Source organism: Lacrimispora amygdalina (assembly GCF_900205965.1).
In the GTDB taxonomy this organism is placed as follows: domain Bacteria; phylum Bacillota; class Clostridia; order Lachnospirales; family Lachnospiraceae; genus Lacrimispora; species Lacrimispora amygdalina_A.
On the sequence record NZ_OAOF01000014.1, the window covers coordinates 14,874 to 40,368 of the forward strand.

At 40.1% G+C, this 25,495-nt stretch carries 22 protein-coding genes; all 22 read right to left on the reverse strand.

What is annotated here, in order from left to right; all coding sequences use genetic code 11:
* Window positions 1–9 precede the first annotated feature (9 nt).
* Complete coding sequence (locus tag CRO04_RS17355) at window positions 10–4,767, reverse strand: Eco57I restriction-modification methylase domain-containing protein (RefSeq protein WP_242974535.1); 4,758 nt, start codon at window positions 4,765–4,767, stop codon at window positions 10–12.
* Between the two features lies 1 nt (window position 4,768).
* Entirely contained in the window at window positions 4,769–7,618 is a 2,850-nt protein-coding gene (locus CRO04_RS17360) for a DEAD/DEAH box helicase (protein ID WP_097005509.1), read from the reverse strand.
* 17 nt (window positions 7,619–7,635) lie between these two features.
* Window positions 7,636–7,857, reverse strand: a complete 222-nt coding sequence (locus CRO04_RS17365; RefSeq protein WP_097005510.1) for a helix-turn-helix domain-containing protein — start codon at window positions 7,855–7,857, stop codon at window positions 7,636–7,638.
* A 443-nt stretch (window positions 7,858–8,300) separates the two neighbouring features.
* Window positions 8,301–9,734: a relaxase/mobilization nuclease domain-containing protein gene (locus CRO04_RS17370; RefSeq protein ID WP_097005511.1), complete on the reverse strand. Its 1,434-nt coding sequence runs from the start codon at window positions 9,732–9,734 to the stop codon at window positions 8,301–8,303.
* 18 nt (window positions 9,735–9,752) lie between these two features.
* On the reverse strand, window positions 9,753–10,082 hold the full coding sequence (locus CRO04_RS17375) for a plasmid mobilization protein (RefSeq protein WP_004602770.1): 330 nt from the start codon (window positions 10,080–10,082) through the stop codon (window positions 9,753–9,755).
* Between the two features lie 2 nt (window positions 10,083–10,084).
* Entirely contained in the window at window positions 10,085–10,459 is a 375-nt protein-coding gene (locus tag CRO04_RS17380) for a DUF4316 domain-containing protein (protein ID WP_097005512.1), read from the reverse strand.
* Window positions 10,447–12,333: a DNA topoisomerase 3 gene (locus CRO04_RS17385; protein ID WP_097005513.1), complete on the reverse strand. Its 1,887-nt coding sequence runs from the start codon at window positions 12,331–12,333 to the stop codon at window positions 10,447–10,449. The genes CRO04_RS17380 and CRO04_RS17385 overlap by 13 nt, the downstream gene beginning before the upstream one ends.
* A complete protein-coding gene (locus CRO04_RS17390; protein WP_097005514.1) occupies window positions 12,330–13,664 on the reverse strand; it encodes an ArdC family protein in 1,335 nt (444 codons plus the stop codon). The genes CRO04_RS17385 and CRO04_RS17390 overlap by 4 nt, the downstream gene beginning before the upstream one ends.
* Complete coding sequence (locus CRO04_RS26355) at window positions 13,657–13,803, reverse strand: hypothetical protein (protein ID WP_166432600.1); 147 nt, start codon at window positions 13,801–13,803, stop codon at window positions 13,657–13,659. Before CRO04_RS26355 ends, CRO04_RS17390 begins: the two co-directional genes overlap by 8 nt.
* A gap of 64 nt (window positions 13,804–13,867) precedes the next feature.
* Window positions 13,868–14,677 (reverse strand): DUF4366 domain-containing protein, encoded by an 810-nt coding sequence (locus tag CRO04_RS17395; RefSeq protein ID WP_166432601.1) that lies wholly within the window; start codon window positions 14,675–14,677, stop codon window positions 13,868–13,870.
* The gene (locus CRO04_RS17400; protein WP_097005516.1) at window positions 14,664–14,981 is read right to left on the reverse strand and encodes a DUF4315 family protein; all 318 of its coding nucleotides are present in this window, start codon (window positions 14,979–14,981) and stop codon (window positions 14,664–14,666) included. Before CRO04_RS17400 ends, CRO04_RS17395 begins: the two co-directional genes overlap by 14 nt.
* 11 nt (window positions 14,982–14,992) lie before the next feature.
* On the reverse strand, window positions 14,993–16,639 hold the full coding sequence (locus CRO04_RS17405; RefSeq protein WP_097005517.1) for a C40 family peptidase: 1,647 nt from the start codon (window positions 16,637–16,639) through the stop codon (window positions 14,993–14,995).
* Entirely contained in the window at window positions 16,640–19,030 is a 2,391-nt protein-coding gene (locus CRO04_RS17410; RefSeq protein ID WP_097005518.1) for a VirB4-like conjugal transfer ATPase, CD1110 family, read from the reverse strand.
* Window positions 18,960–19,418: a PrgI family protein gene (locus tag CRO04_RS17415; RefSeq protein WP_026508817.1), complete on the reverse strand. Its 459-nt coding sequence runs from the start codon at window positions 19,416–19,418 to the stop codon at window positions 18,960–18,962. Before CRO04_RS17415 ends, CRO04_RS17410 begins: the two co-directional genes overlap by 71 nt.
* Before the next feature lie 12 nt (window positions 19,419–19,430).
* Entirely contained in the window at window positions 19,431–20,297 is an 867-nt protein-coding gene (locus tag CRO04_RS17420) for a VirB6/TrbL-like conjugal transfer protein, CD1112 family (protein ID WP_097005519.1), read from the reverse strand.
* 73 nt (window positions 20,298–20,370) lie between these two features.
* The gene (locus CRO04_RS17425) at window positions 20,371–20,583 is read right to left on the reverse strand and encodes a Maff2 family mobile element protein (protein ID WP_004602781.1); all 213 of its coding nucleotides are present in this window, start codon (window positions 20,581–20,583) and stop codon (window positions 20,371–20,373) included.
* 273 nt (window positions 20,584–20,856) lie between these two features.
* Window positions 20,857–21,363 (reverse strand): nitroreductase family protein, encoded by a 507-nt coding sequence (locus CRO04_RS17430; RefSeq protein WP_097005520.1) that lies wholly within the window; start codon window positions 21,361–21,363, stop codon window positions 20,857–20,859.
* Between the two features lie 211 nt (window positions 21,364–21,574).
* The gene (locus tag CRO04_RS17435; RefSeq protein WP_097005521.1) at window positions 21,575–23,344 is read right to left on the reverse strand and encodes a VirD4-like conjugal transfer protein, CD1115 family; all 1,770 of its coding nucleotides are present in this window, start codon (window positions 23,342–23,344) and stop codon (window positions 21,575–21,577) included.
* Window positions 23,341–23,826, reverse strand: coding sequence for a PcfB family protein (locus tag CRO04_RS17440; RefSeq protein ID WP_097005522.1), 486 nt, complete (start codon window positions 23,824–23,826; stop codon window positions 23,341–23,343). The genes CRO04_RS17435 and CRO04_RS17440 overlap by 4 nt, the downstream gene beginning before the upstream one ends.
* Before the next feature lie 31 nt (window positions 23,827–23,857).
* On the reverse strand, window positions 23,858–24,187 hold the full coding sequence (locus CRO04_RS17445; RefSeq protein WP_097005523.1) for a hypothetical protein: 330 nt from the start codon (window positions 24,185–24,187) through the stop codon (window positions 23,858–23,860).
* 12 nt (window positions 24,188–24,199) lie between these two features.
* Entirely contained in the window at window positions 24,200–24,610 is a 411-nt protein-coding gene (locus tag CRO04_RS17450) for a hypothetical protein (RefSeq protein WP_074758297.1), read from the reverse strand.
* 12 nt (window positions 24,611–24,622) lie between these two features.
* Window positions 24,623–25,486, reverse strand: coding sequence for a DUF6017 domain-containing protein (locus CRO04_RS17455; protein ID WP_097005524.1), 864 nt, complete (start codon window positions 25,484–25,486; stop codon window positions 24,623–24,625).
* Window positions 25,487–25,495 lie beyond the last annotated feature (9 nt).

Here is a 25,495-nt window from a genome sequence, read left to right on the forward strand (position 1 = left end):
CAATCTTAATTAAACTAACCTTTTCTCAAAATGATGCCATGCTTCTTCATAATCTGATAATCTATTACACTTGAAGAATGGTGGAATATAAAGCTTTTTGAATAGAACTTCCTCATCACCAAGGTATCCAGCTTTATTCTCAATCTCCACAGGCATCGTCTCTATTCTTACATGTGAATTCCATTCTTCTTTTGAACAACCTATCCCATTAATACTTCTACTATTTGTATAAACGATTTTGCCTTCCTGATCATACCAAGTATCTTGTTCGTACATTTGCATTACTGGGAACTGTACTTTATAAATGGTTTTAAGCTGCTCTAGTGTCATTCCTAATTCCATTGCGACTAATACATCTAATTCAAGTAGTGCTTGTCTTCTTTGATAATCATTTCTAATCGGTGTGTTACTATTCCACTGTTGTGAGATATCACTAAAAGTATCCTTTGGTAAAAGTTCACTTTCTTTTCCCCACTCACACTCTCGATAACTGTCTCTATATTCTTCTTCCCAAAGACTTGAATAATTTGAAGAAAGACAATTAAGTAGCAATGCTCTAATTCTAATGTCATCCGCAAATCGACTCTCAGTCATTAATGGGAATGAAGAAAACGTGTCAAAATGTGCATTAGATTTTCCTGTCACCCTCATGTAATAATCATATGGCAATGAAGCCATTGCCCCAGCAATAATTGCTACATCACTTTTTACAACCATTCCAAATATTCCATTAATATAGGAAGTTCCAGGCGGAAGAATCGATGTATAAAGCGATCGTTCGCTAGTAAGGTTAAGCATCTTTCTCGAACATATCATATAATTCTGATTAAACTTATTCCCCCAATTTGTGTCTATTATTGCCGTAGAAAAATCCTTTTTATTTGCAATATCATAGTTTACTCTTGGAAGATAATCTTCAGGTATAATACTTAAATCAACCGTATCATAATCGCTATTTAATTCACACTTGACTCTAGATGATTTATTAAACGGATTAGCCAATCCTATATGTGGCCCCGAATATATTGCTGATTCTAACGAATCTGGAATATGCACTTCTCTTCTAATTATTTTCTTTTTTTGATCATTAGCCTCGTGCCACATTTCCGAACAAACAATATTTGTACCCAAGGCCTTTATCTGCATATTATAATTTGCAAAGCATTTTAAAACTGAAATATATTCGTTTAGGTGGATTATTGGTAATCTTGCTTCCATCCAAAGATCATTTCCATCAAATACACGAGCAAAAATCTTTAATTCTTCCTTTGATACGCCAATAATGCGATTCTTATGGCCCCTAAGTTCCCAGTTACCTTCATTATTTTTCAATCCTGGGACATCTGCATCACCAAGCTTATCCGAATAACATTCCTCAATTGTAGATGGATCTAACAAATTTGATATCACTTCAAAAAACTCACCAGGGGAATTAGAATATACATTAAGGCTAAAATTGGTATTGTGATGGACCTCATCAAATAGCTTTAATTCGTTCGTAAACTGAAAATGTTTTCTAAGTTTTGGATAAAGTATTCTTCTTAAGCGCCCACCATTTGGATCATCAAAAATACCATTTGGATGAACAAATGCACTTATAGAGTCACTATTTCCAATCTCCCATGCTAATGGCAAAAAACATTTATATAAATTCGTTTGTTGCCCTTTCAGTGAAGAATATAGCATTTCTGTATTTAAAACATTCTGCGTTCCTGTAACGCCTACATACTCAGACAAATATAAGCTATATATATCTTTGTTCTTTAGAATGTTTTCTCTATTATCTGCCACTTGTGAAGCACTTAATTTTTTCACTGACAGAATTGGGTTTTTGTCACCCAAAACTGCCTGTTCATTCCAACTTGTTTTTAACCAAGGTGGATTTCCTATAATACAATCAAATCCTCCTCTTTCAGCAAATACATCTGCAAATTCAAGTTCCCAATGATTAAATTTTTGTTCCATTGCAACTTGGTTCGCTATATTAAGACGTTCATGTCTCTTTCTTAGTTCATCTAAATTAACTCTTCCTAATGTTGCATATTGAGCCTGAAATTCTAAAGCGATTTGGGAACCTTCTGTTACAAGGTTAATTCTTCCCGCATCATCATATGATGCATTTCCTTGACTATCTACAAAACTCAACTGACCAGTAGTATTCGTTGAAACAGATCCAATTGTTCCTTCAAGCAACAATGACATCTCAAAAAAGAATGTTTGTCTATCTGGTAATAATTCTGCTTTTTCGATTGGCCAAAACCAAAGCGAGCACCAATAATCCATTGCTGCTTTTAATCTGGCATATGGCCCTGCGTTATTCATGTGTTCAGATTTGAATAATTCTTTATAAATAGCATCCTTTTCCCTAGTTGTTAAATGCGTTCCTTCTGCCACATCCTCATATCCATATATACTAAGTGGTTCAAAGGTAGCCTCTTCGACTTTCTTTCTCAACTCAACTGTTTTTTTCCATAAGTCATCAATCCTTTCTGAGAGGCTAAGCAAAGTCTTAATGTCATTTTCATCGTACTTCTTAGTAAATTCTTTTCTCCACGAATTTATGAATTTTATTTTTTCCGGTTCTAAAGCTTTAATTACTTTATCAGAATAATTAGCCATTCCCGGATCGCCTAAAAGGAAATGATAAATTTCCTTTGTTCTAGTCTGCTGTCTATCTTTCGTTCGTGTCTCACTTGGCATAATTCTTCTAGGAGCATTGTCATACCATTTCCCAGCCTCTAATGCAGACTGTGAATATACCTGTCGTCTTGCTCCAATAAGTGAATTACCATTTACAAGCTGTGTACCAAACCACGGTACATAAGCACCTTTATAAATAGTATTTAGCCATAACGAAACCTCCGCTAACTCAACAGCTATCGGATTCAAATCACAACCATATACATTTCTATCTGCAATAAACATTTTTACTTTTTGCAATTCTTCAAAACGTTTATCGTAACTTATTGTCTCTCCAAGTTCTTCCTGCTTCTTTGTAAGATATGCTTCTGCAAGCTGATTAATAGTTTCATTTAAGAATGCAGCACTTCCCATCGCAGGCTCACATACTGTTAGATGTAGAATTTCATCAGCGGTCTTATCTTTCAAAAGCTCTTTAAGAGCATACTTAACAAGGCACTTAGTAAGCACCTCAGGAGTATAATATGATGCTGACTTCTCACGTTCTCTTCCAGCGAGTCGATATATGAAGGTTCCCTTCTCATACATTCGAAGTTGACCTTTCTTCTCTCCCGACTCATAACGAACACGTTCCGTCTTTTCGTCATAATTAACTAATTCATTCTCTTTTACAAAATATCCAACATCTAATTCGTTGAATTTATCTCCAGCTCTCTTTACTTCATAAAGATCTTCCTCTGCAATAAAACCTCTATAGCTAAGAAGGGCCTCATATACTGCACCCATCTGGTTAATGCCAAGAGCCGAATATGATATTCTTCCTCTTCTTTCTTTAGAATTTCTTGGCCTTGAGATGCTCATCAAGTCAACAATCTGTAGCATTGCGCAATTTCGAAGTCTTGCCTTTGTAATAAGCTTCGTAAATTCAGGATCGAAGATATGTGCTTTTAAAGCTTCAATAGTAAAAGCATCATGCATAGATGTTTTCTCAATTGCTTTTTTGTACTTTTCCAAGTTTTCCGGATAACCAAAATAAGTCATATGGAAAAGTTTTTTTAGAGTATCATCGATATAATAGCCTTCAGATAAAACTTCACTATCTTCCTTCACTTGATCACACACATCGCGAAGTCCTTCAAGAGAATATCCTTGTACGTATGTCTGAGACTTCATTGGCGCGTAACCTAGCTCTGGTCTGGCCTCGATAAAAAGCATGAAGAGAAAACGATACATATATCTAAGACATTCCAGAGTAAGTTCAGAAGCATCCACAGGGTTTCCATCCAGATTGATTCCCTGTCTTGTTTTCATATCATAGATAACTTCATTTCCAAGTATCTCTATACTTTCTCTTAATGCATATTTAAGTGCATCAGAGACACCTGCACTATGTTTATGCGAGTTTTCATCTAAGGCATCCAATACACTTGCACCATCAACTGGGCACAGGCTCTCCTTATGAAGAAGAACAGTCATGGCCATAAAAGTCGACTCTTCATGTCGACTATAAATATCTTCCATCATGAACTGAAGATATCTCTTTTCATTCCATTTATTTCTGTCGATTAACGCAATCTGATTGATTCCAAATAACAGGATAAATCTAGGTGCTTCTTCTCCTGCAAAGAATAATTTTGCAAGGATCTCATCATTCGAAATATCAACCGATGCGCCATTTTCATCCTCATCGTCACTCTTTTCAAAAATATAGCCCTGAAGGATATCATCATCGCGTTCTGCTGCAACAGACAAAAAAGCCCATAATAAAGGTGCTCCATTTGCTTTAGTAACTTCATGAAAGATAGGTACGTTTAAGCCATCCGCCACTTCTTCCGAAACACTATTTATTGATTCATATCCCAGCGCCTTTAAGTATAGAGTCGCAAGCTCCTGAATCATCGGTTTGCTCACTTCTTCATTTTTAGAGCGAAGATATCTATCACGAATGTTATAGTACTGTGTTCTTACATCACGAAGTCTTTTCCATGGTAATTGGATTTCTTCATCCTTCTCTTTTTGCTTCCACTTCTTTATGGTGTCTTCAGCATTATCCTGAAAAATAGAAGTGAAGTAATGGTTTGTGTAATATTCATTTTTATTTTCAATTCCTGTTAGAATCATTTCCATGTTATCTCACTCCTGTTACAACTGCGATAATTCTAATGTATGGGTTTTCTTCAATTTCCAGAGTGTCCTTTTCCCAGTCCATGAAGTTTGTAAAGATTGCTTCAATTTCACGTTCTTTCTCTGACTTTTTACGTTCCATTCCCGGAATCCCTAGATCAAAGAATGAAAGCTGCGCATCTTTATGTCTCAGCTCCAATTGCTCCAATCTTTCCATCTCTTCATAAATGTACGGATCAGTCTTCTCTTTATATTCAGCACACTTATCTGCCATTATCTTTCTTGCACGACCAACCACATCTTCCAGAAGATTCTGGCCCTTTGATATTTGTTCTTCAGAAACTTTCTGTGTATTTGGTACCTTTACATTCAAATGTGTTTTCTGCAATACCTCACTCATTGAAAGGATGCTTTCGAACTGACCATTTTTGTAAAGCACACCAAACCATTCATCAACGACAGTGGTTGATTTTCTATTTGGTATAAGACCAGCCACGATAAATAGCATTTCTTCCTCACCAATGCTATTAGTCAAACCTAAGACAGGCACTTCACTTCTTTTATAAAAGACTCCGGCTTTATCCTCTATCCAATTAAATACTGGATGAAGTTTCCACAAATACTGTGTTGCTGGCCATGCAGTTTCAGCTAAATCATTCTGCATACAACGCTTCATGTCATTTAAGCAGTACTCTCTGTCTGGAGATAAACGTAAATAGTCATCCGACGGCATTGCTTCTGGTGGGATGAGTTTTTTGATACGTTTCTTCAAATTGTCGGTAAGCTTAATTTCCACACCCTGCGTCCCTGATAAATCAGAATACTTTATTTCTTCCGTATCAGTGAAAATATCCAACGCATTCTTTACATAATCAAGATCAGAGAAGAGAGTTTCTTCGTCACTATATTCAACTTTAACTTCTTTCTCATCCCCAAGTCCCATTAACAATTCCAATGGATCAAATTCTTCTTCATCAGTATCAAGAAGCTTTTCAAAAGCATCTGCTCCTGCTCCACTTTCAATTGCTTTTGCAGTTTCCTCTTCCTCTTCTTCCTGATTGAACTTTCCAAAGAGCATAGCAGGATCTCCAATATTTTTAAGGGCCTGTTCCTCTTTCTTTACAAGTATTTCCATGATTCGAGCATCGCCCTTGATTCTCGGATTATTACTATCAATAAGCATATATCTGATATCTGGTTGCTCAGTCTGACCATATCTATCGACACGACCATTTCTCTGCTGGAATACCATAAGCGACCAAGGAATATCAAAATGAATCAATCTATGTGATAAGTAATGCAAGTTGATACCTTCAGATGCAACGTCAGATGCAACAATAACTCTAATTGGTGATTCTGCTCTACCGAATTCATCTACAATTCTCTGAAGCTCCTTATCACTCATTCCACCATGCATGACTTCGAGCTGATTATCCTTTAATCCAAGATCCTTCTTGAGATTTTCAGCAAGATATTTCATGGTTTCAATTCGTTCAGTAAAGATTACCAAACGATCATTATTCTTTGATGGAGACCATCCATATTCATCACTATTCAAAAGTTTTAATAACTTGGCATATCTTGAAAAATCAGCTGGACTGATTAACTCAAGAGCATCTTTTAATTCTTTCAATGATGCTATGTCAGGCATATCCCCATCCGGATATTTCTTTTCAAGTTTTCTAATTCTTGCCTCAATACTCTTTATACAAGCAGCCGGTGAAGAGAAAAGAGACTTTTCAAGACTCGTCTTAAATAAGATTCCTTTTCCTCTAGTCCTTGATTCATCCATCTCCAGTTTCATATCAGCAAAAATATCATAAGCAGCTTCTTCACGTGCAGAAGCTGCACATCTTTCAATCGTAATTACACGCTCTTTAAATGCACCTGACACCTGATCTTGAATATCTTTCTTGAAACGTCTAATAAGAAGTCCTTCAATATCATCCTTTGTATAGTTTTCCTCATCAGCAATCGCTGTCGGATCCAACATATTCATTAGGGAAGCAACTGACTGCCCTTTTCCATCATGCGGTGTAGCCGTAAGCATAATAAGCGTATCTGAGCGGTTAGCAAGTAGAGAGGCAAGCTTGCTTCTCTGAGAACTTCTATCTCCTCTTTTTGCTACATTATGCGCTTCATCTATAACGATAATATCCCACCATGCATTCTCAAGATGAGTACGGTACTCAAGATCATTTTTCAATGTATCAACTGAGATAATGGTCTTGTCATAGTAGAAAAATGGATTATAGTTTGTTGGAATCTTAGCTCTTACACTCTGAATACTTGAAGAATCAAGACGCACCAAAGGAATAGTAAAACGATTCCACATTTCTTTTTGGAACTGTGTCATCATACTCTTTACTGTAACAACAAGTATTCTTTTCCCCTTACCTCGTGCGATAAGCTCGGACATAAGGATTCCAGCTTCAAGTGTCTTACCAAGTCCTACCGTATCTGCTATAAGAATTCTCTGTCTTGTTTTATTCAAAGTCATCTGTGCAGGCTCAAGCTGATAAGACATTAAGTCCATAGCAGCCTTGTTACCAATATGAATCTTATTGTCAGTTGGAATCTTTCCTCTCCACTGACTCTCGATATAAACTTTTGATTTTCTAAAGAACGCAGAATCATCCGGCACAAGAGTTACCTTCGCCGGATCAACAATCTCTATATCATCTTCAACATCCACAAGGAACATCGACTCATAATCTTTTACAAGCTGAGAAAGACCTATTACATGTAAGGTCTGGTTTCCTAAACTATTCGTCTCAACTTTTTTTACCATCCACTCCTCGCCACGAACGATGATTCTCATCCCCGGAGCGTATTTCACTTCAACCTGTTCCATAAGTATCTTCTCCTGTATCAATTCTGACTTTCGTCTTTTTCAAAATGAATTAAGTCTCCGAAATCGCAATCCAACTCCATGCATATCTTCTCCAAGACACTCATGGACACAGTCTCACCCCTGCTCATTTTGGCAAGTGTGCTACTACTGATTCCGATGTTTTCGTTCTCAACAAGATCCATCTTTTTCATGTTCTTGTCGATCAATAATTTCCATAATCCGTTATAAGATACAGCCATATAATTCCTCTCTTATGGGGATTACCCATATTTGTGAAGAACCTTACGGTTCCTATAAATAGTCCTAGATTACATTATACTCGCACTTTCACATATTTTCAAATACAATTTTCGACTTCTCGAAAGTCATTTTCGAATTAATATTTAAATAGTTTTATTTTTTAAATACAAATTGTTATTCTCTTGTCAAATTCTCCCCGCTCTTCGCGCGGCACCATCTTTGATGGTGTTAGGGCGCGTCTTCGCAAAGTGGCGAGCAGTGCTTTTTTGTACAAAAAGCTATTATCCGCTCGTTGGTGGCTCATCCCCAATCCCCTTGAACAAGCTAAACGCGTGGCTACGCAATTCTTACGAATCGCTATTTTCTTCCGTTGGAAATTTTTTCAGAAATGAAAAAAGACGGGGAACCTGCAAGTACGAAACTTACAAATTCCCCGATAGATTTATAGAGTGATTCCTCGTTTTCTGGTACGTTCCTTCTTCTGCTCTTCATCACTTTTAAGGAACTGATCGATATCGTATTTTGCTCTTTGAATCTCCTGCATATCTTTCTTAACCTGACGATATTCACCGTACAGCTTTTTCTTTTCTGCAAGGATTTCGGCATACTCTGCACTGAGATCTTTTACCTTAGGAAGCTTCTTCAGATGAAGCTCATCAAAGGCATTCTTGGCAGCCTTATGAAGCAGGATTTCCTGTCTGTGTTCTTCCAGGAACTTCTTGCTATATCCGCATTTACGATAATCCGCATATACGTCTTTGGTCTTAAAGTAATCAAAGACATGTTTCTTCAAGACCTGAATCTCAGCAAGTCTCTTCTCCTTTTCCTTGATAGAAGCTGAAATTTTCGTAAATCGTTCTGTTGCTGTTTTCACATTTTTTTCAAGATCATCATAGCTTCGAATGTCATGCTGCTTCAGATATAAAACTGCCTTAGACACCTGCTTAGTATTAAAGTTCTTGGCAAAGCGGACGTAATATTTTCCTTTGCCCTGAGCCAGTTTCTTTTGAATATCGATAAGAAGGTCAAACTCATGATCTTCCTTTTTTCGTTGGTAAGTCTTTGGCTGTTTCTCAGCTTTTTCATTATCTTCAAATGCATGCTCCATCTCACCGGCAAGAATCTTCTTAAGGTCATCTTCTGAATAACCAGCACCCAGGGAACGTAATCGGATGAAGCGCTTCTGATTTTTTCCCTTTAAAGAAATATGCTTTCCACGCTTAATCTCGTATCCGGCATCTTCCAGTTTATAAAACAGCTCATCAAAATCTTTTGCGCTACATTCCTTAAGAATCTGATCAATCGCCTCTCTGATATCGTCTCGAAAGGATTTCTTCTCAGGATAGGTCGTTCGCTTAATACGCTCACTTGGCTTTTTCTTTTCTATGACAGATAAGCCATGCTCCAGGCAGATGATATCTGATAATCTCTGCAGAGCTAAGCCTACGAAAAAGAAATCCCTGAACTTATGAGTACAATCTAGACTCGTAGAATTAAAGATGATGTGATTGTGAATATGCGCCTTATCTGTATGAGTCGCTACGATAAAAGCATGATTGCCTTTGGTAAATCGCATGGCGGTTTCATAGCCTACCTGGTTTGCTTCCTCCGGTGTGATTTCTCCTGGCTTAAAGGATTGCCTGATCTGATAAGCGATGATATTGCCCTTCGGATGTCTTCCAGTAAGGCGCTCATATTCTCTTTTTGATAGCATGAATTCTTCATCAACACTCTCAGCCTGGCAAGCGTAGGAACTGATATATTGACCATGTTCCGTCTTCTCTCCATTCTTGGCATAATCTGTTCTGTCGCTAAGAGACTTCGCTACGCTTTTACCTTTATTCTGATGCATCGTGATAAGTCTTGTAGCCGCCATGCGCATTCACCTCCTTCCTTAGATTGTAGACAGGCGCTTTAGTATTTCCTTCATCACTTTCCAAAGTTCTTCCTGATGAAGTCTGATATCATCGATATCTTCTTTGTAGATACTGCCGGTTTCATTTGCTTTCTTTGCATACTGATTCATGTTGGAAGATGTGATGCCAAGAAGCCTTACAGCCTCTTTGACATCACTTAAATCCATCTGGATAAGATAACCATCAATCGCCATTTTGCGAAGATAAGCACTCTCATTTAAGATGCCGATTTCTTTCTCCCTGTCACGAATCAGTTTAGCTTCCTCAGGAGTTGCAAAGAAATGAAACTGCTCCGTTCTGTTATTCATGATTACATCTCCCTACAGGGACAAATCACAGGAGTCTTCTTCTCAGATTCCGGTATTGGAGCCAGCTTCACTTTTTCCTGCTGCTCTTTTATCTTCTCCATCACAGAAGCCTTGGTATCTGCAATAATATCCTCCTGATCTGCCTTTTCATTGATTTCTGCAAAATCAGGCACAGGAGCTGCAGGCACATTATTGATGATTCCGTCAAATGAATTATCATTCTGTTCCACCATATCCTCGATACCGCGCATATGATTTCTGCTGATAGATGGACCTGCACCAACATCCTCTATCGGATCAATGGACTCAGGAATCTGTTCCTCTACTGCATTTCCTGTGACTTCATCCCATTTTCTGATTTTCTTCATCTTTGCCATCTGGACGCTCCTTTCTTCGGATACTTTTTATACTGTTTGTACTGACGAGGTGGAAAGAGTTTATCTGCACCCTTTACAGGCTCATAGGTCTCAATCAGATCAACAATCATATCCTTGATTTCAGCCATAAAGTCTTCCGATGCAATATCTTGTTTCTCCACTTCCAAAAGTTTCTGCTCCCACTCAGCTGTCATCGATGCCGATTGAATCTGTTCCGGCATGACAGTAATAAGAGAAGTTCCCTTTTCTGTTGGAACCAGATATTTTGTTTTCTTACTACCCTGTCTTTCTACAAAACCAATACGAACCAGCTTCTCAATAACACCGGCTCTTGTTGCAGGAGTGCCAAGCCCTTTACGCTCTACCTCATCCGGCATATCTTTAGCACCGGCTGATTCCATAGCAGAAAGAAGTGAGTCTTCGGTAAATCTTTTCTTAGGAGTTGTTTTTCCTTCCTTTACCTTAGGATCTCTGGCAGGAAGCTCACGACCTTCTGATAAAAGAGAAGCATCCGCTTCCAGGATTTCCAAAATGCCATGTGAACCACCATCATCTTTTTTACCGGAGTCCTCTTCCTCCTCGTCCTGCTTTTTTCCAAGAATCCAGTCTTCCAATAGATGCCAGCCAGGACTTGTGATGCACTTACTCTTTGCCTTAAAAACTTCACCGGCACATTCTACTTCCAGGGCATACTCTGTAATCTCAGCCGAATCTCCAACAGAAGAAAGAAGCCTTGCAGTTACAAGGCCAAGAATCTTTTGTTCACCGGATGGGATTTCTGAGTAATCAGCATCTGAAACATTTTCTGTAGGAATAATCGCGTGGTGATCTGATACTTTGCTGCTGTTTAGAACCTGCTTTGTAGAAATAGGAACCATCTTCGTATATCCGTATTTATCTTTCATCAGGCAGCAGAGACGAGCTGTACTGTCATCCATATCATCTGTAAGATATCTGCTGTCTGTTCTTGGATAAGTAACAAGCTTTTTCTCATAAAGACTCTGGGTATAGTCAAGAGTCTGCTGAGCAGTAAAGCCATAATACTTATTAGCATCCCTCTGAAGACTTGTCAGATCATAAAGAAGTGGTGGCTTCTCAGTTTTCGTAGTGGTCTCCATTTTAGAAATTTTCGCCTTATCAGCTGCATTGATTTTCTCTACAAGTTCATCTGCCTCCTGCTTATGTTTAAAGCGTTTTGAGGTAACAACAACACCGGAAACCATCATCTGAACGGTATAGAAGTTCTCAGGCTTAAAGCCCTTGATCTCAGCTTCACGCTCTACAATCATTGCAAGTGTTGGAGTCATGACACGGCCAACATTTAAAGTCTGACCGTAAACTGTAGAAAAGAATCTTGTAGCATTGATACCAACAAGCCAGTCGGCACGTTCACGGCAAAGAGCAGCTTCATAGAGATCATCATAGTCTACGCTTGGTTTCAGATTAGCAAAGCCATCTCTGATCGCTTTATCTTCCATGGATGAAATCCAAAGTCTCTCAAAAGGCTTTTTACACCCTGCCTGATCATAAACAAGTCGAAAGATAAGCTCTCCTTCACGTCCTGCATCAGTTGCTTCTACAAGGCTTTCTACATCGGAACGCTTCATGAGTTCCTTTAATACCTGATACTGCTTTTTCGTGGAAGCTGTTACCTGATATGAAAATGGCACAGGGAAAATCGGTAAATCTTCCTTGCGCCACTTCTTATATTTCTCATCATAATATTCTGGGTTCGCCAGCTCGATCAGATGCCCTACGCACCAGCTGACAATATAACCATTACCTTCCAGGTAGCCATCTTTTTTCTGATTTGCTCCAATGACTTTCGACAGCGATTGAGCAACCGAAGGCTTTTCCGCAATCACTAACTTCATATAGCAACTTCCTCCTTCTTCTTTGATGTTTTGGATTTCTTAGGCCTTGCAGTCTTCGCCTTTTCCTTAATCTTTTTGGATACAGATTCTTCTTTTTCAGTTCCATTAAGTTCAGGTAAAAGCTTTGTGATTTCATCAGCTGCTTTCACAACAAGAGGATGTGCTGCCAGATCAGGAAGGATATCTTTCATCTCCTGCATATTCAATCTGTTGCCAACAACTAGGTCATATTCATTAGCAAGAAGCTGATCATCTTTGATGACAAAACCAATTGTCTTTACACCATTCATCCTGTCAGACGGAATCGACTTATAGATGTCTACTGCCTGCTGCAAGGTCAGATTCTCATGAAACTCGCCCATGGAATGAAACTCACCACATTCAGCTACATAGAAACTGATAGGTTCCTTCTCTGCGGTAAGCTCCTGTACTTTCGCATCAATCTTTGTAATAAGATCAGCTGCTGCCTCACGAATCGTATTAAGTGATTCCTTTAACTCAGGCATCTCCTTTCCCTGAGACCAGGTTGCAACATATGCAAAGCTGTAATCAGAAGTATCAATGCCATAATGCTGACACACGGTATAGGCAACGCTCTCAGCTTCCACCTCTTTGCTGTTTTTGGACTGCTTGTTATCTTTCTGAGCTTCCAAATTATGAAGCTTGGCATGAGCCATTTCATGAATTGCAGTCTTTACTGTCTGAATCTCACTCATGCCTTTATTGATAGCAATGCGATTATCTTCAACATGAAAATATCCCTTGGCACCGGACTTGATATCCTCAAATCCGATAGGTACAGGACTTGCTGCCTTGATTGCTTCAAAGAATGTCTGATATCCTTCCACACTTCCGGTAAGCTCATCTACACCGATGGATGGAAGTGGTTCACCTTCTGTCTGAGAGATATCAAAAGTACTCACAGGCTTAAATGCAGTAAGATTGATTTCCACCTTTTCCTTTACAGCTTCGCCATCTTTATCAAGAATGACTTTGCCAGCCTCATCCACCTTTTCCTGTTCTTTTTCCAACTTAAAAGGAGCCGGGGCAAGGATACGGATTCCCTTCTCACTCTTCTTTACAAAGCGTCCCATCTTCTTCCATCCGGTATAGGATTGAACAAGCGTTGCGTCCGGCTTTTGCATCATGATAAGGATATTGTTATTCACCGAGTAATGCGGAAACTTCGCCATGGTATCCAAAAGATTTTGAAACTGCTCTGAACCAAAGACATCCTGCACACCTTTTTCCAGCTTTTCTGTAATATCCTTCATTTCAGCTTTTCGCTGCTCAGCTGCCTTTTCAGGATCAAAATTTGTGGTTTTACCCATTCTCCCTCACCTCCTTTTTGTACTGATTCAATTTCCTGGTAAGAGACTTTTCCTTTTCGATTTTTCTACGTTTTTCATGCTTGGCTTTCAGCTGTTCCAAGCCTTCCACGTAACACAAATATCTTGATTTTCTTGCCATAATCTGCCCTCCAAAACAAACCAGGGCAGCCCTTATGGACTGCCCCGTGAAATCAATTATTCAATTACTCATCCTCTTCAGAATCAGGCTCTTCCGATATATCTTCCTCAGCCTCAGGAACTTCTTCATCAGGTTCCTCTTCTGCATCTTCAAGATAATCGTCCTCTTCATCCTCTAAGTAATCTTCATCAGGATCAGGTGATGTCGATACCTTCTTAGGCTTCTTTTCCTTCAAGTACTTAAATCCCATATATCCACCTGCACCAAGGAAAATAATAAGCGCTACAATAGCAGCCGGACCAACAGAAGGTTTCTTCTTTTCTTCCTTTACCTCAGGCTCCGGTGTGGTCTCAGTCTCTTCAACTGTTTCCTTTGTAGTTTCCTCTTTTTCCGCGCTCTCTAAAGATTCCTGGAGAGCTTTCTGTTCATCCTCATCCATTAGTGACAAGAGATCAGCTTCATCCACCATATTCAAGAAATGAACGGTTTCTGTACCGTTATCATCACGGTCTATGATGATATAGAAGTAATTACCTTTCTTGGTAACAACAGTAATAAACTGCTTACCACCAGCTTCCACCGAACCATAATCATCTACCAAAGTCAGATTACCATCCGGAGTAAGAGGCCCCATCTTCTCTTCTTCCTTTTCCTCAGGTTCCGCAGGCTTCTCTTCACCCTGACAGATAGAAATATCCTCTTTGCATACAGGGCACTCTTCATTTACACAGTCCTCTGTGCATTTCGTCTCACAGGTACATTCCGCTTCCGGACCTGTATGCGCAAAGGCTGTCATGGGAGTCATCCCAATAAAAAGAGCTGCAGCACATGCTACAGCTCCAGTAAGTCGCTTATTTAATTTAGTAATCTTCATCCGCTGATTCCTCCTTATTATCATCACTGTCATCATCCCCATAGATGGATGATGTAGTTTCTGTAGTTGTGTTTTCCGTCTTATTCTCAGCTGTTGGAACAGAAAGCTGTCCGGATGCAGCAAGCTGTAAAAGCTTTGCCACCTCTTCCGGAGAAAGCTTCAAAGCGCCTACATCAGACAAGATCTGACTGGCCTCTGCATCCTTTAATTTTGCCTGAGCAGCTTTTAAGCGCTCATTAGCTTCATCTCTACGCTTTTCACAGCGCCTGACTTCTTCACGAAGTTTATCTAATTTCTCAAACATGCTATTTCCTCCTATCGAATTCTTCCAAATGTGTAAAAATGCTGTTGCCAATAGTTTGTATTAATGGATGTGTACTGAATCGGATTGCCGCAATGAATCATCATGCCATTACCTACATAGATGCCTACATGACTGGCTCCTGATGTATCATAAGTTCCCTGGAAGAAAATAAGATCTCCAGGTTTTGCATCTTCTTTTGAAACTCTGGTGCAACAATTATTGAGAAGTCCATCCGCAGTCTGTCTACCATAGCTCCATCCATTACCACAGTGATTGATGACGTAGCTTACAAAACCTGAACAGTCGAAGCTGGTACTTGGACTGCTTCCTCCCCACACATATGGATAGCCAAGATACTTTTCTGCCTCACGAATCATATTGGCAAATCTGGTATCTGTAAGAGCTTCCGGTGGGATGTCATAGTCCTGATAATCACCCGGATCGGGATTGGAATAAGGATCACCCTCAAAGAGATAAGCCTTGTTACCTCTTGTTTCTAACAGAAGTTCATAACGGCTCATCTGATCCTCAGTCAGTCCCATATTTCTTACAACAGAATCCATAGTGTTGTTGGTAAGAGTTGTCACAAGAACATGCCAATCATACTCAACTTCCACCGTATAAGTGTAGGAATGCGTATTACCTTGCTCATCTGTATAATGACCGGTCCTGGTTTCTGTCCTGGTTCTCGTCTCAACGACTTCCCTTGTCGTAAGCTTATATTGTGCGTTGAAGATTTCTGTAAGCTTAGCTTCCACTTCTTCCTTCGTATAATCCTCATACAGTACTGTCAAAAGGGCTGCCAGCTGATAAGGATTATGATTGATTTCAGCCAGGTTATAACGGTATTCATCATATCCAGGATGTGTTGTAGGGATGTTGTTTACCTGCGTCTGCAGATCTGACTCCTTACTCTTATAATCCCGCTCTACAGCACGAATATCATCGTCATCTGCAGTATAAGAAGTAGCTATTGTAGTATCACTGAAGGAACCAAGCATTCCTCCTGCAAGACCGGCACTGCCGGAAAGCATCAGAATCAGAATAAGAATCACAAGCGCAATAATGATTACCAGCGGATTATCCATGATTTTCTCACGAATCCATTCTGCGAATCTGCCAACCAGGTCTTCTGCCTTATCGACAAATTTCTTTGATATGCTTCCAACCTGATTAGCAGCTTCTTTCTGTGATTTCTTATAGGCAGCTCTTTGAAATTCCTTTTTCATGTAATTCTTTTGAACTGCCTTTGTGGATGTGGTCTCCTCAGCGCCCTTTTTGACATCCTTCTGAAGTTTCTTAGAATACCTGCTCTGATGAAGTGTTTTTGCTGTATTTTCAGCAGTCGCTGTAGTCTTATTCAAAGCCTCTGTACCCACATTCTGATCTTCATTCGTTTTGTCAATCTGACGATGAACGGATACGTTCTCAGCTACTTCACGGCGGATTTTATGCCGCCCCTGTACCTGAAGCTTTTTAATCTTTTTCTTTTCCTCTGCAGTAAGCTCCAGGTCCTTTTTTCCATGACGGAACTTCTTTCCATAAGCCTTTTTAGCAGAGGTTTCACTTTTCAGCTTCTCCCCCTGGCTTTTTTGTCTGTACCTGCCGGAGGCTCTCTTCCGTGACTTTTCCTTCGAAAACTTCTTATCTTCATTCATTTACATCTCCTCCTGAGACTGTGCCACCTCATCAAGCTTGGTGGTCATGATACGATAAAGTTCCAGATCCTTAGGGAAGCGATCCACAAACGGAAGGATGACATTGCCATAAAATAAAAGCCCTTCACCTTCTCCCGAATGTGTTACATACGAGAGCTGATGAGGGCTGATATTCAGCTGCTTGGCAAGGATTGCTCGATCTCCTACCGCCTGATTTAACATATAAATAAAATCAGAGTTCTCAAAGATATTCTCAACTTCCTTAGAAGCAAGTAAGTCCTTTACGTTCTGGGTGATACCGGTCGGAATACCACCCCACTTTCTGAAACGCTTCCAGATTTCTACGGTATAGGCTGCTGTCTGCTCCTCACGAAGAAGAAGGTGCATCTCATCCATGTAGTATCTGGTAGATTTACCCTGGCTTCTGTTCTCTGTAACTCTGCCCCAGACCTGATCCTGAACAACCAACATTCCGATTTTCTTCAGCTGCTTTCCAAGGTCTTTGATGTCATAACATACAAGTCTGTTTGTGATATCCACGTTGGTTCTGTGATTAAATACATTCAGGGAACCTGTAACATAGATTTCAAGGGCTGTTGCTACATTCTTAGCTTCCGGCTCATCCTGTTTTAAAAGCGCATTGTAAAGGTCCTCAAGAAGAGGCATGTTCTCAGGAACAGGATTCAGGAAGTACTTCTGATAAATCTGATGAATACAACGGTCAATGACAGTCTTCTCAACAGGCTTAAGTCCTTCCTTTCCACCGACAATAAGCTCACACAAAGACAGGATAAAATCTGCCTTTAAGGCAATCGGATTATCATCATCGGAATAGTTCATATTGATATCCATCGGGTTGATGTACTGACTGCTGGTAGGACTGATCTTAATGACCTGACCACCAAATCTTTTTACAAGGGCGCTGTACTCTGACTCAGGATCTGAGATGATAACATCATCATCTGTAACAAGAAACGCATTTGCAATTTCTCTTTTTGCCGAGAACGATTTACCGGCACCAGGTGTACCAAGGATAAGACCATTCGGATTCTTAAGCTTCTTTCTATCCACCATAATCAGGTTATTAGAAAGAGCATTCAGGCCATAATACAAAGCCTCATCTCCTGCTTGGAATAATTCCTGCGTTGTAAACGGAACAAAAATTGCTGTAGAGCTGGTAGTCATTCCACGCTGAATCTCAATCTCGTTATAGGCAAGAGGCAATGAACTCATAAGTCCCTGTTCCTGCTGGAAATTAAGTCTTACCAGATTGCAGTTATGCTTCTGGGCAATGGAATTTGCCTGGAACACATTGTTCTCAAGCTCCTGCTCTGTCTTTCCGGTATTCAATACCAGGAATGTCAAAAGAAACATACGCTCATTCTGACTCTGCAATTCCTTTAAGAGTGCTTTTGCATCCTTACCATAGGTTGCAAGGTCTGATGGAATAATGTCCATATCATAACCGGCTCTTACCGCCTTCTTCTGCTCCTCAATCTTGCTTCGATCAAGTTCTGTAATGGTATGTTTTACCGTTTTAATCGCCTCAGTCTGATCTACTGACTGCACATGCATAGTTACAATCTGACTAGACTCCATACCAAGGAAATCTGCAAGCATTCTGTCTGAGATATCAGACGCTGTGATGCTTAAGAAGCTCATGGCTCCATAGAGATTACCCATCTGGAATAATCTGCCGTTTTTGAAATTAAGTCCTGCAGGTGCAACAAAGTCTTTTACAGAAAGGCCGCTTCCCACAAGCCATTTCCAGTCGAAGAAGAACTTCTCATCATCTCCCATATGAAACTGCTGGTGAATCAGCTCTAAGCGTTCTGCACCATTTAGTGTGTTTGCCTGGACACCAAGTCTCTTGAAGTTGTTAAGAAGATCCATCTCGATATGAATAAGTCTCGGTTTTGCAGCTTTCATAGACTCTGCATGAATACCAAAGGATAAATACTTGGTCTTGGTAAGACCATTATTACCAGCTTCCATCTGACGTTTTAACATGCCGGTATACTCATCCCTGACTTCATTAAAGCCATCGTTCTGATGTGGTATGGCAATGGACTTTTCAAACTTCTCAGCATCCGTAGCCATATTCATGAAGCTGAGTTCAAAGTGAACCGAGCTGTCAAAGAAATTCAGGAAGCTGCACCATTCCTCAAAAATCTCTGTCTGATCTTCCTGCTGTGCCAGCTGATAATTGATATCCTGAAACTGAATCGTCTTTGTATAATAATCGCTGCCTATTCTGCAAATGCCATCCTTAAACATCCTGTCAAAAGGAATGCTCTGCTGAGCTGTTCTGGGAACACCATCATTTTTCTGAGCTTCTTTGATGACGGCTCTTACTCTTTTCTGGTCTGCTCTCGATAACCCTGCCGGCATTGCGATGTCTCTTTTTTTCGCTTTCAGAAACAATTTTTTCTACCTCCTTCTCTGCTTTCTCCTGCCTCATCAGGGCAGCGTAATAATTATCTGTTTTGTAAGGCCGGATCTTCGGCCTGATAAATGTTGCCTGAATAAAGTGATGCAAGAATACCTCAAGCGGCTGTCCGTTCTTTTCATACATTGCAAAGAAAAACAGCGGCATCATTACAATCATCATGCCCATAGCTGCAAAGGTTGAGTCTCCAATCTTTTTCAAAAGGAAAAAGGTAGGAACACCAATAGCTGCAGCTATACAGAAGCAGATGAGCTGACGCTTGGTGAGGTTGAATGCCACTTTACTCTTTACCTTCGTGAGATCACGAGGCACCGGAATATAAGATGCCATTTCTTTTCCTCCTTAATGTGCGTGGAATACAGATCTTGCAATAGAACCTGTCTTAAACAAAGTGAATGCAAGAAGTAATGTGATACCAAGGACATTCCACAAAGAGCCCATGATATCTGAAGAAAATGAAACTGACTGAACCAAAGCTGCATAAATTGCAACACAAACCATGATTAAAAATCCCTGGAAGCCAAGAGCAAAAAGGGATCTCAAATAGTTCTGTCCGATCATGCTCTGTTCTCTATTGCCAAAGGTCGCAAAAGGAATCGGAGCAAGGCTGATAGTCAAATAGATTTCTATCATTCGACCATAAACAATAGCCCAGATCAGAATTGATAAAATCTCAAATAAGAACTTCACCGCAAAGGACTGTAGGAATATACCAAACAATGGCCCGACATCCATTCCTTCCAGTGTCGTCCTCATGGTATCCAGCGTAGAACCATCTACTGCTGTACTTCCCGCTATGAGTGATCCTGATTGATTGACCACATGTTGTGCTACATCAAAGACTGCCATGGTGATATTAAAGGTATTTGTAATCAGCGTTACTGCTACAAAGGTCTTGAATACCCACTTGAAAAAGATCCAAGTTTCAAAGTTTGCCAGATTGTTGTGAGCAATGACCAACTGTATCAGCTCATAACAGGCAATAAACGTAAGGATAATTCCTGCTATGGGTAGAATCACATTCTCCGACAAGTTCCTGATCAGGTTATAAACCGTAGGCTGGAACTGGTCCGGAGTCTGTGCTACCTGTGCTGTTACTTCTCCAATCTTCTGATTCAAAGTTGAAAATGTAGATGTGAGATTATCCATAATCCCACCCACCAGCATATCTTTGAGCCAATCAGTCAGTTTTTCTAACAAACTATCCAACGATTGCCTCCTTTCTCAGGGAAGGGCAGCTTGTTACGCTGCCCCTCCTGATTTTTGTTGGTGATAGGCCGGATTAGAAAAGTCCGGAAAGAAGTGGAACGAGTGTAGTACCGATGAGGGCAACTCCACCACCGGCCATGAGCTGCTTCATGCCCTGTGACTTAGCTCCAGGGTTGTCATTGCCGTAACCCTCCATAAGGTTTACAACGCCCCAAATTCCAAGACCTGCACCAAGTGCGATAACGAGTGTCTGAAGTACGCCTACTGCTGAGTTGAAAAATGCCATAATAAAATCCTCCTTGTGATTAAAAAAAATTGATTGTTTGTAGTTGCGGGCATTAAAAAAGAGCCATGGCTGATCAGGCCGTGACTCTCGTTAATTACCCTTGTAAAAAGTTCCTTATTCAGTTGTAAGCCGAATGTCTTCTGCAGTGACTTTTCCGGCACAGCGCTGCATTAATTAACGCGGAATCTTCCGCTATACTCCTCTACAGGAGTAAATACGGCGGCAGGTTATGACTCCTGCTTTACAATCGCCCTAGGGCTACGCCGCAATTTTTTATAAAATAGTTACCATTGAATCAATTGGATTTCTTTTTTTATCGCTAGATACACCTTTGAAATCGCTAGCGCGAAATCCCAAATCCAGGAAACAAATAGGATAGATGTTTTCTGGCAGGTCAAAAACCTTCTGTGTTTTAAGAACATCATTCACTCCAGCCCAACATGTATCCAATCCTATATCTGTTGCTGCCAGCATCATATGTGTTGCTGCAATAACACCATCTGTCAAATAGCTATTTCCACCCTGAAAATTACTTGCAGCATTTTTATCGGAACATACTAGAATTACCATCGGTGCTCCATAACGGCATGGATGAACACTGTCCATCCTCTGAAGAGCTTCTTCACTTTTTAGTATATACACTCGTTGTGGTTGTTTATTAAAAGCTGTTGGTGCTAAGCGCCCTGCTTCTAGAATATATTTCACTTGATCTTCTGTTGGCTTTGTATCACTGTACTTACGAACAGACTCTCTCTTCTGAATAACTTTATTAAATTCCATATCTATAATCTCCTTTGCTACATTGATTCTGTTATTTAAAAGATATGGTAGTTACTCAAAAAATCCAAAACTCCACAGTAACATAGCAAATTTCATGAATCTCATTCCTCCAGCGAACATACTAAGTATAAGTTAAATAACTCATCCTCAATTATACGGGATGAATTTTAAAAATGTCAGTGAAAAATTTCTTCTCTTATACTCCATTAGCCTAGGCATCGTTAAATAATTCGTATTCATCATTTGGATGTAGGACAAGCTTTCTGTTAAGATATTTCTCAATGTCAAACCAATTCTTCTTGTCATAATCTGCTGTTAGCGGATAGTTTGGATGCTTTGTCAGGTCATACTTATCTGAGAGAAAAGGTCTCACACCTCTCACCTGCACGATACATTTACTGCCATCCATAACTGCAAGCTCATCCATACTCATCAGCTCTTTTCCGAGCTTCTGATAATTCATGTTGTAAGACTCCTGGGAGCCCTTGGTATTTCCTGTGGTGTACATATCAATGGTTTCCTTGCCAAGAATCTCTGTAAGATCCTTAAGCGTTGTCTTCTCAGTTCCTCCAAGGAAAATCTGTGAATCCATGTTACCGATAATGGTATCAGCATTATCTTTGTAGATTGCCTTAAGCTGTGACTTTGCCTGAAGCACTAGGCAGGCACTAATCTCACGGGAGCGGATGGTTGCAACCAGCTTCTCCAGGTTAGGGATCTGTCCGATATTGGCGCACTCATCCACAAGGCACCTTACATGAACCGGAAGCCTTCCACCGTAAACATCATCAGCCTTCTCACAAAGGAGATTAAACAGCTGCGTATACACCATAGATATCAGGAAATTAAAAGTGGCGTCCGTATCTGACATAATCAGAAACAACGCCGTTTTCTTATCACCGATCGTATCCAGTTGTAATTCATCATAAGCTGTAATCTCTCGAAGCTCCTTGATATCGAATGGTGCTAATCTCGCACCACAGCTTACAAGGATTGACTTAGCTGTCTTTCCAGCTGCCAATTTGTATTTCTTATATTGGCGAACTGCAAAATGATTTGGATCTTTTTCTTCCAGCTCATCAAAGAGCATATCGACTGCGTTTTTGAACTCCTCATCATCTTCTCTGACCTCCATTGCGTTAATCATTTCAAGAAGTGTTGTGAAGTTCTGTTCCTCTATCGGAGCCTCATAATGGATGTAGCCTATAAGCGCTGAATACAGCAATTTTTCGGCCTTTTCCCAGAATTCATCACCACCTTTTCCTTCTCCTTTAGTATTGGCAATCAGCGTAGTTACAAGCTTTAGGATATCCTTCTCACTATGAATATAAGCGAAAGGATTGTAATGCATACTCTTGTTAAAGTTGATGGTATTGAAGATTTTAATTCGATACCCCTTCTTCAAAAGTGCATTGCCACATTCAAGAACTACGCTTCCCTTTGGATCAGTTACTACGAATGAACAAGGATAATCCTTACTGTCACACTGTAGCAAATTCGGCTTAATAAAAAACCTCGTTTTACCTGAACCGGAACCACCTACAACCAGCACGTTCTTATTTCTTGCGTACTTTGGCTGAGACGGTCTGGAACTAAGTGTAATCTGCTCTGTCTGGGAGAGAATCACATTATTCTTCGGATCAGGATCTTTGAAAGGTTCTATGTCGGAGGGCTTCCCCCATCTGGCTGAACCATATTCTTGTCCATGCCGAAACTTCTTTGCATTCTTTCCCTTTAGATAAACTGCAAGTCGTAGTGCTGCGCCACAGGCTGCACCAATGAGTAAATCAAAGGGATGTAAACTAGGAAGCGGATTCGTAAATGCGGTTTGAAATCCACCTCCGATAATAAGCCCCTGAAGCTTTTCCGAAACATTCATCCCGTCTGCAATTCTCCAGGCCTCACCTAAATTGGTGGCAAACAGACCTATTGCAACATAAGGGATATTCAGGATAATCTTCTTTTTTAATTTCTGATTCATCGTGTCTGCTCCTTCCTCTTCTCTACTACCTTGCGAGGTATAGAAGCAACCTTTTCCTTAAGTTTCTTAAGCTTACCAAGTACGCTCTCCTTTGCACCTTTTTCTTTTCCAAGGGTTCTCTTGGTATAATCAGCCACCAGATCAGAGATAGCATCTGCATCCTGAGCCTTGAAAAAGATCTTATACGTACCAGCCTCTTTATCTTTTACCACGGCGTAATCTACACCGTACTTCCTGGCAAGGCGATTAAACAAATGGATATCTTCACCATCCAGCTCAATTTTCTGAGCACCTTTGCCCTGCTTAATGAGCTTTTTCACAGGCATCTTACCTGTTTTAACTTTTTCCTTTTGCTTTTGATTCTGTGCTTTAAGCTGGAGACAGATTTTTTCCAAAGATTTTATGATTTCTTTTGCTGCAGGCTTCACAGCATAATCAACCACAAAATGAAGCGACTTGGCTGATAGTTCTTCATTTACCATAATCTATCGCCCCCTTCCTGAAATCCACCCATCATAGGCCAATTACTCCATCTAAGGTTGTCACAATAACCTTGGATTTTCTGGCTATTGCGATATCATCCTTCACTTCTTCATTCTGCTTATTACCACAGATAACAAGGAATCTTGCTCTACGAAGCAGATCTTCAGACATCTCCTTGAATCTCTTATGAGCTTCTGTGTCCTCAGCTGAAAAGATTCCATCAAAAGCAAGGATAGGGCAAAGTGGAAGATATCCTTCTTTTACCAGTTCCTGACAGTATTTCTTAGCATCCTCTTTTGCTATAACCGGATTCTTATTCCATGCTGCAGTAACATAGGCTCTTGGTATTGTTCTACTCATGATTTTCCTCCCTTAATCAACACGCATTGCAGAAAAGCAGGCATCTCCTGCCTTCAAAGTATCCATCTGTGCCATAGCAACCTCTAAGAGATCACCAATCTCATCATCAGGAATAGCCTTGAGCACATTCCCTGCTCTTTGAAAAATGAGAACACTGCCTACCAGGTACTCCTCACCTTCAGCCTTAAAAAGCTTATCTTTGTTGTAAACAGCAATATAATCTGACTTTCCAAGGTGAGTTCCTGCCCCACAAGTAGCCATCTGATCAAGGATTGTCTCTGCTTCCTTCATAGAAATCTGTCTGATTTTGCCGTTGGTTCCAAGAATCACAGCATGAGCATCTGGCCTGGATACATCTGTCTCCGGTACTTTTATTCCATCCTTCATAGGATCAAGCTGAATATCAATTGTAATCTGTTCCATTGTCATTCCTCCTTAGATTTTTCCTGTCGCCATGTCATGTTGGACCAGCGACTGATAATAGTTGTTAATCGTAATTGGCGCATTATAAAGTGCTGCCACTATGTATTTCTTTACATTGCGAACCTTTGTAGTCTTGTCCTTCATACTGTCCATTACAAACTGAATATGGCTGCTATCCAGCTTCATGAATCTGCTTTTCACTACGTTAATAGGCTTTTTATCCCCGGATATAGTGATAAACTTCTGATTGCTGCACAGCACATCCAGGATTATGTCAAAAATCTCATCTATCTCTTCTACTCCATAGGGATAGCGCTCTTTGAGTATCTCTATATCCAGTGACTGGTATAAATATTGTCTGTATAGCTCCCTCTCATCTTCTCTGCTCTTAGATAAGATAAGATTAGTATTACTACACTCAGTATTATTTAACTCAGTATTATTAGGTGGTGATTCTCGACATTCCGGTCTGGTGATTTTCACTACACCGGCATGGTGATTTTCACCACTCCGGTCTGGTGATTCCTGAAGCAGGATAAAATTCTTCACATAGATCCTGTCAGGTTTACAAAGTCCCTGCTTAACTCTTTCGATAAGTCCATAGCTCTCAAGCTCCTTTAAAAGCTTTAATGCCTTCTGACTTGCACAATGCAAATCCTCCTGGATACTGACAAGGGTGTAATAGACATACACTCTGCCTTCTTCATCAATCCAGTGATTCTTCTTGGAAAGGGATACCCGATTCAGAAATAATCCATACAGAACCTTGGCATCCGTAGAAAGCTTTGCGAACTTTTCATCCTTAAAGAGCACCTGGGGAATCCTATAGAAGGCAAACTGCTCAGACTCTTCTTCATGAAAATAGCCAAAGTCCATACCACACCT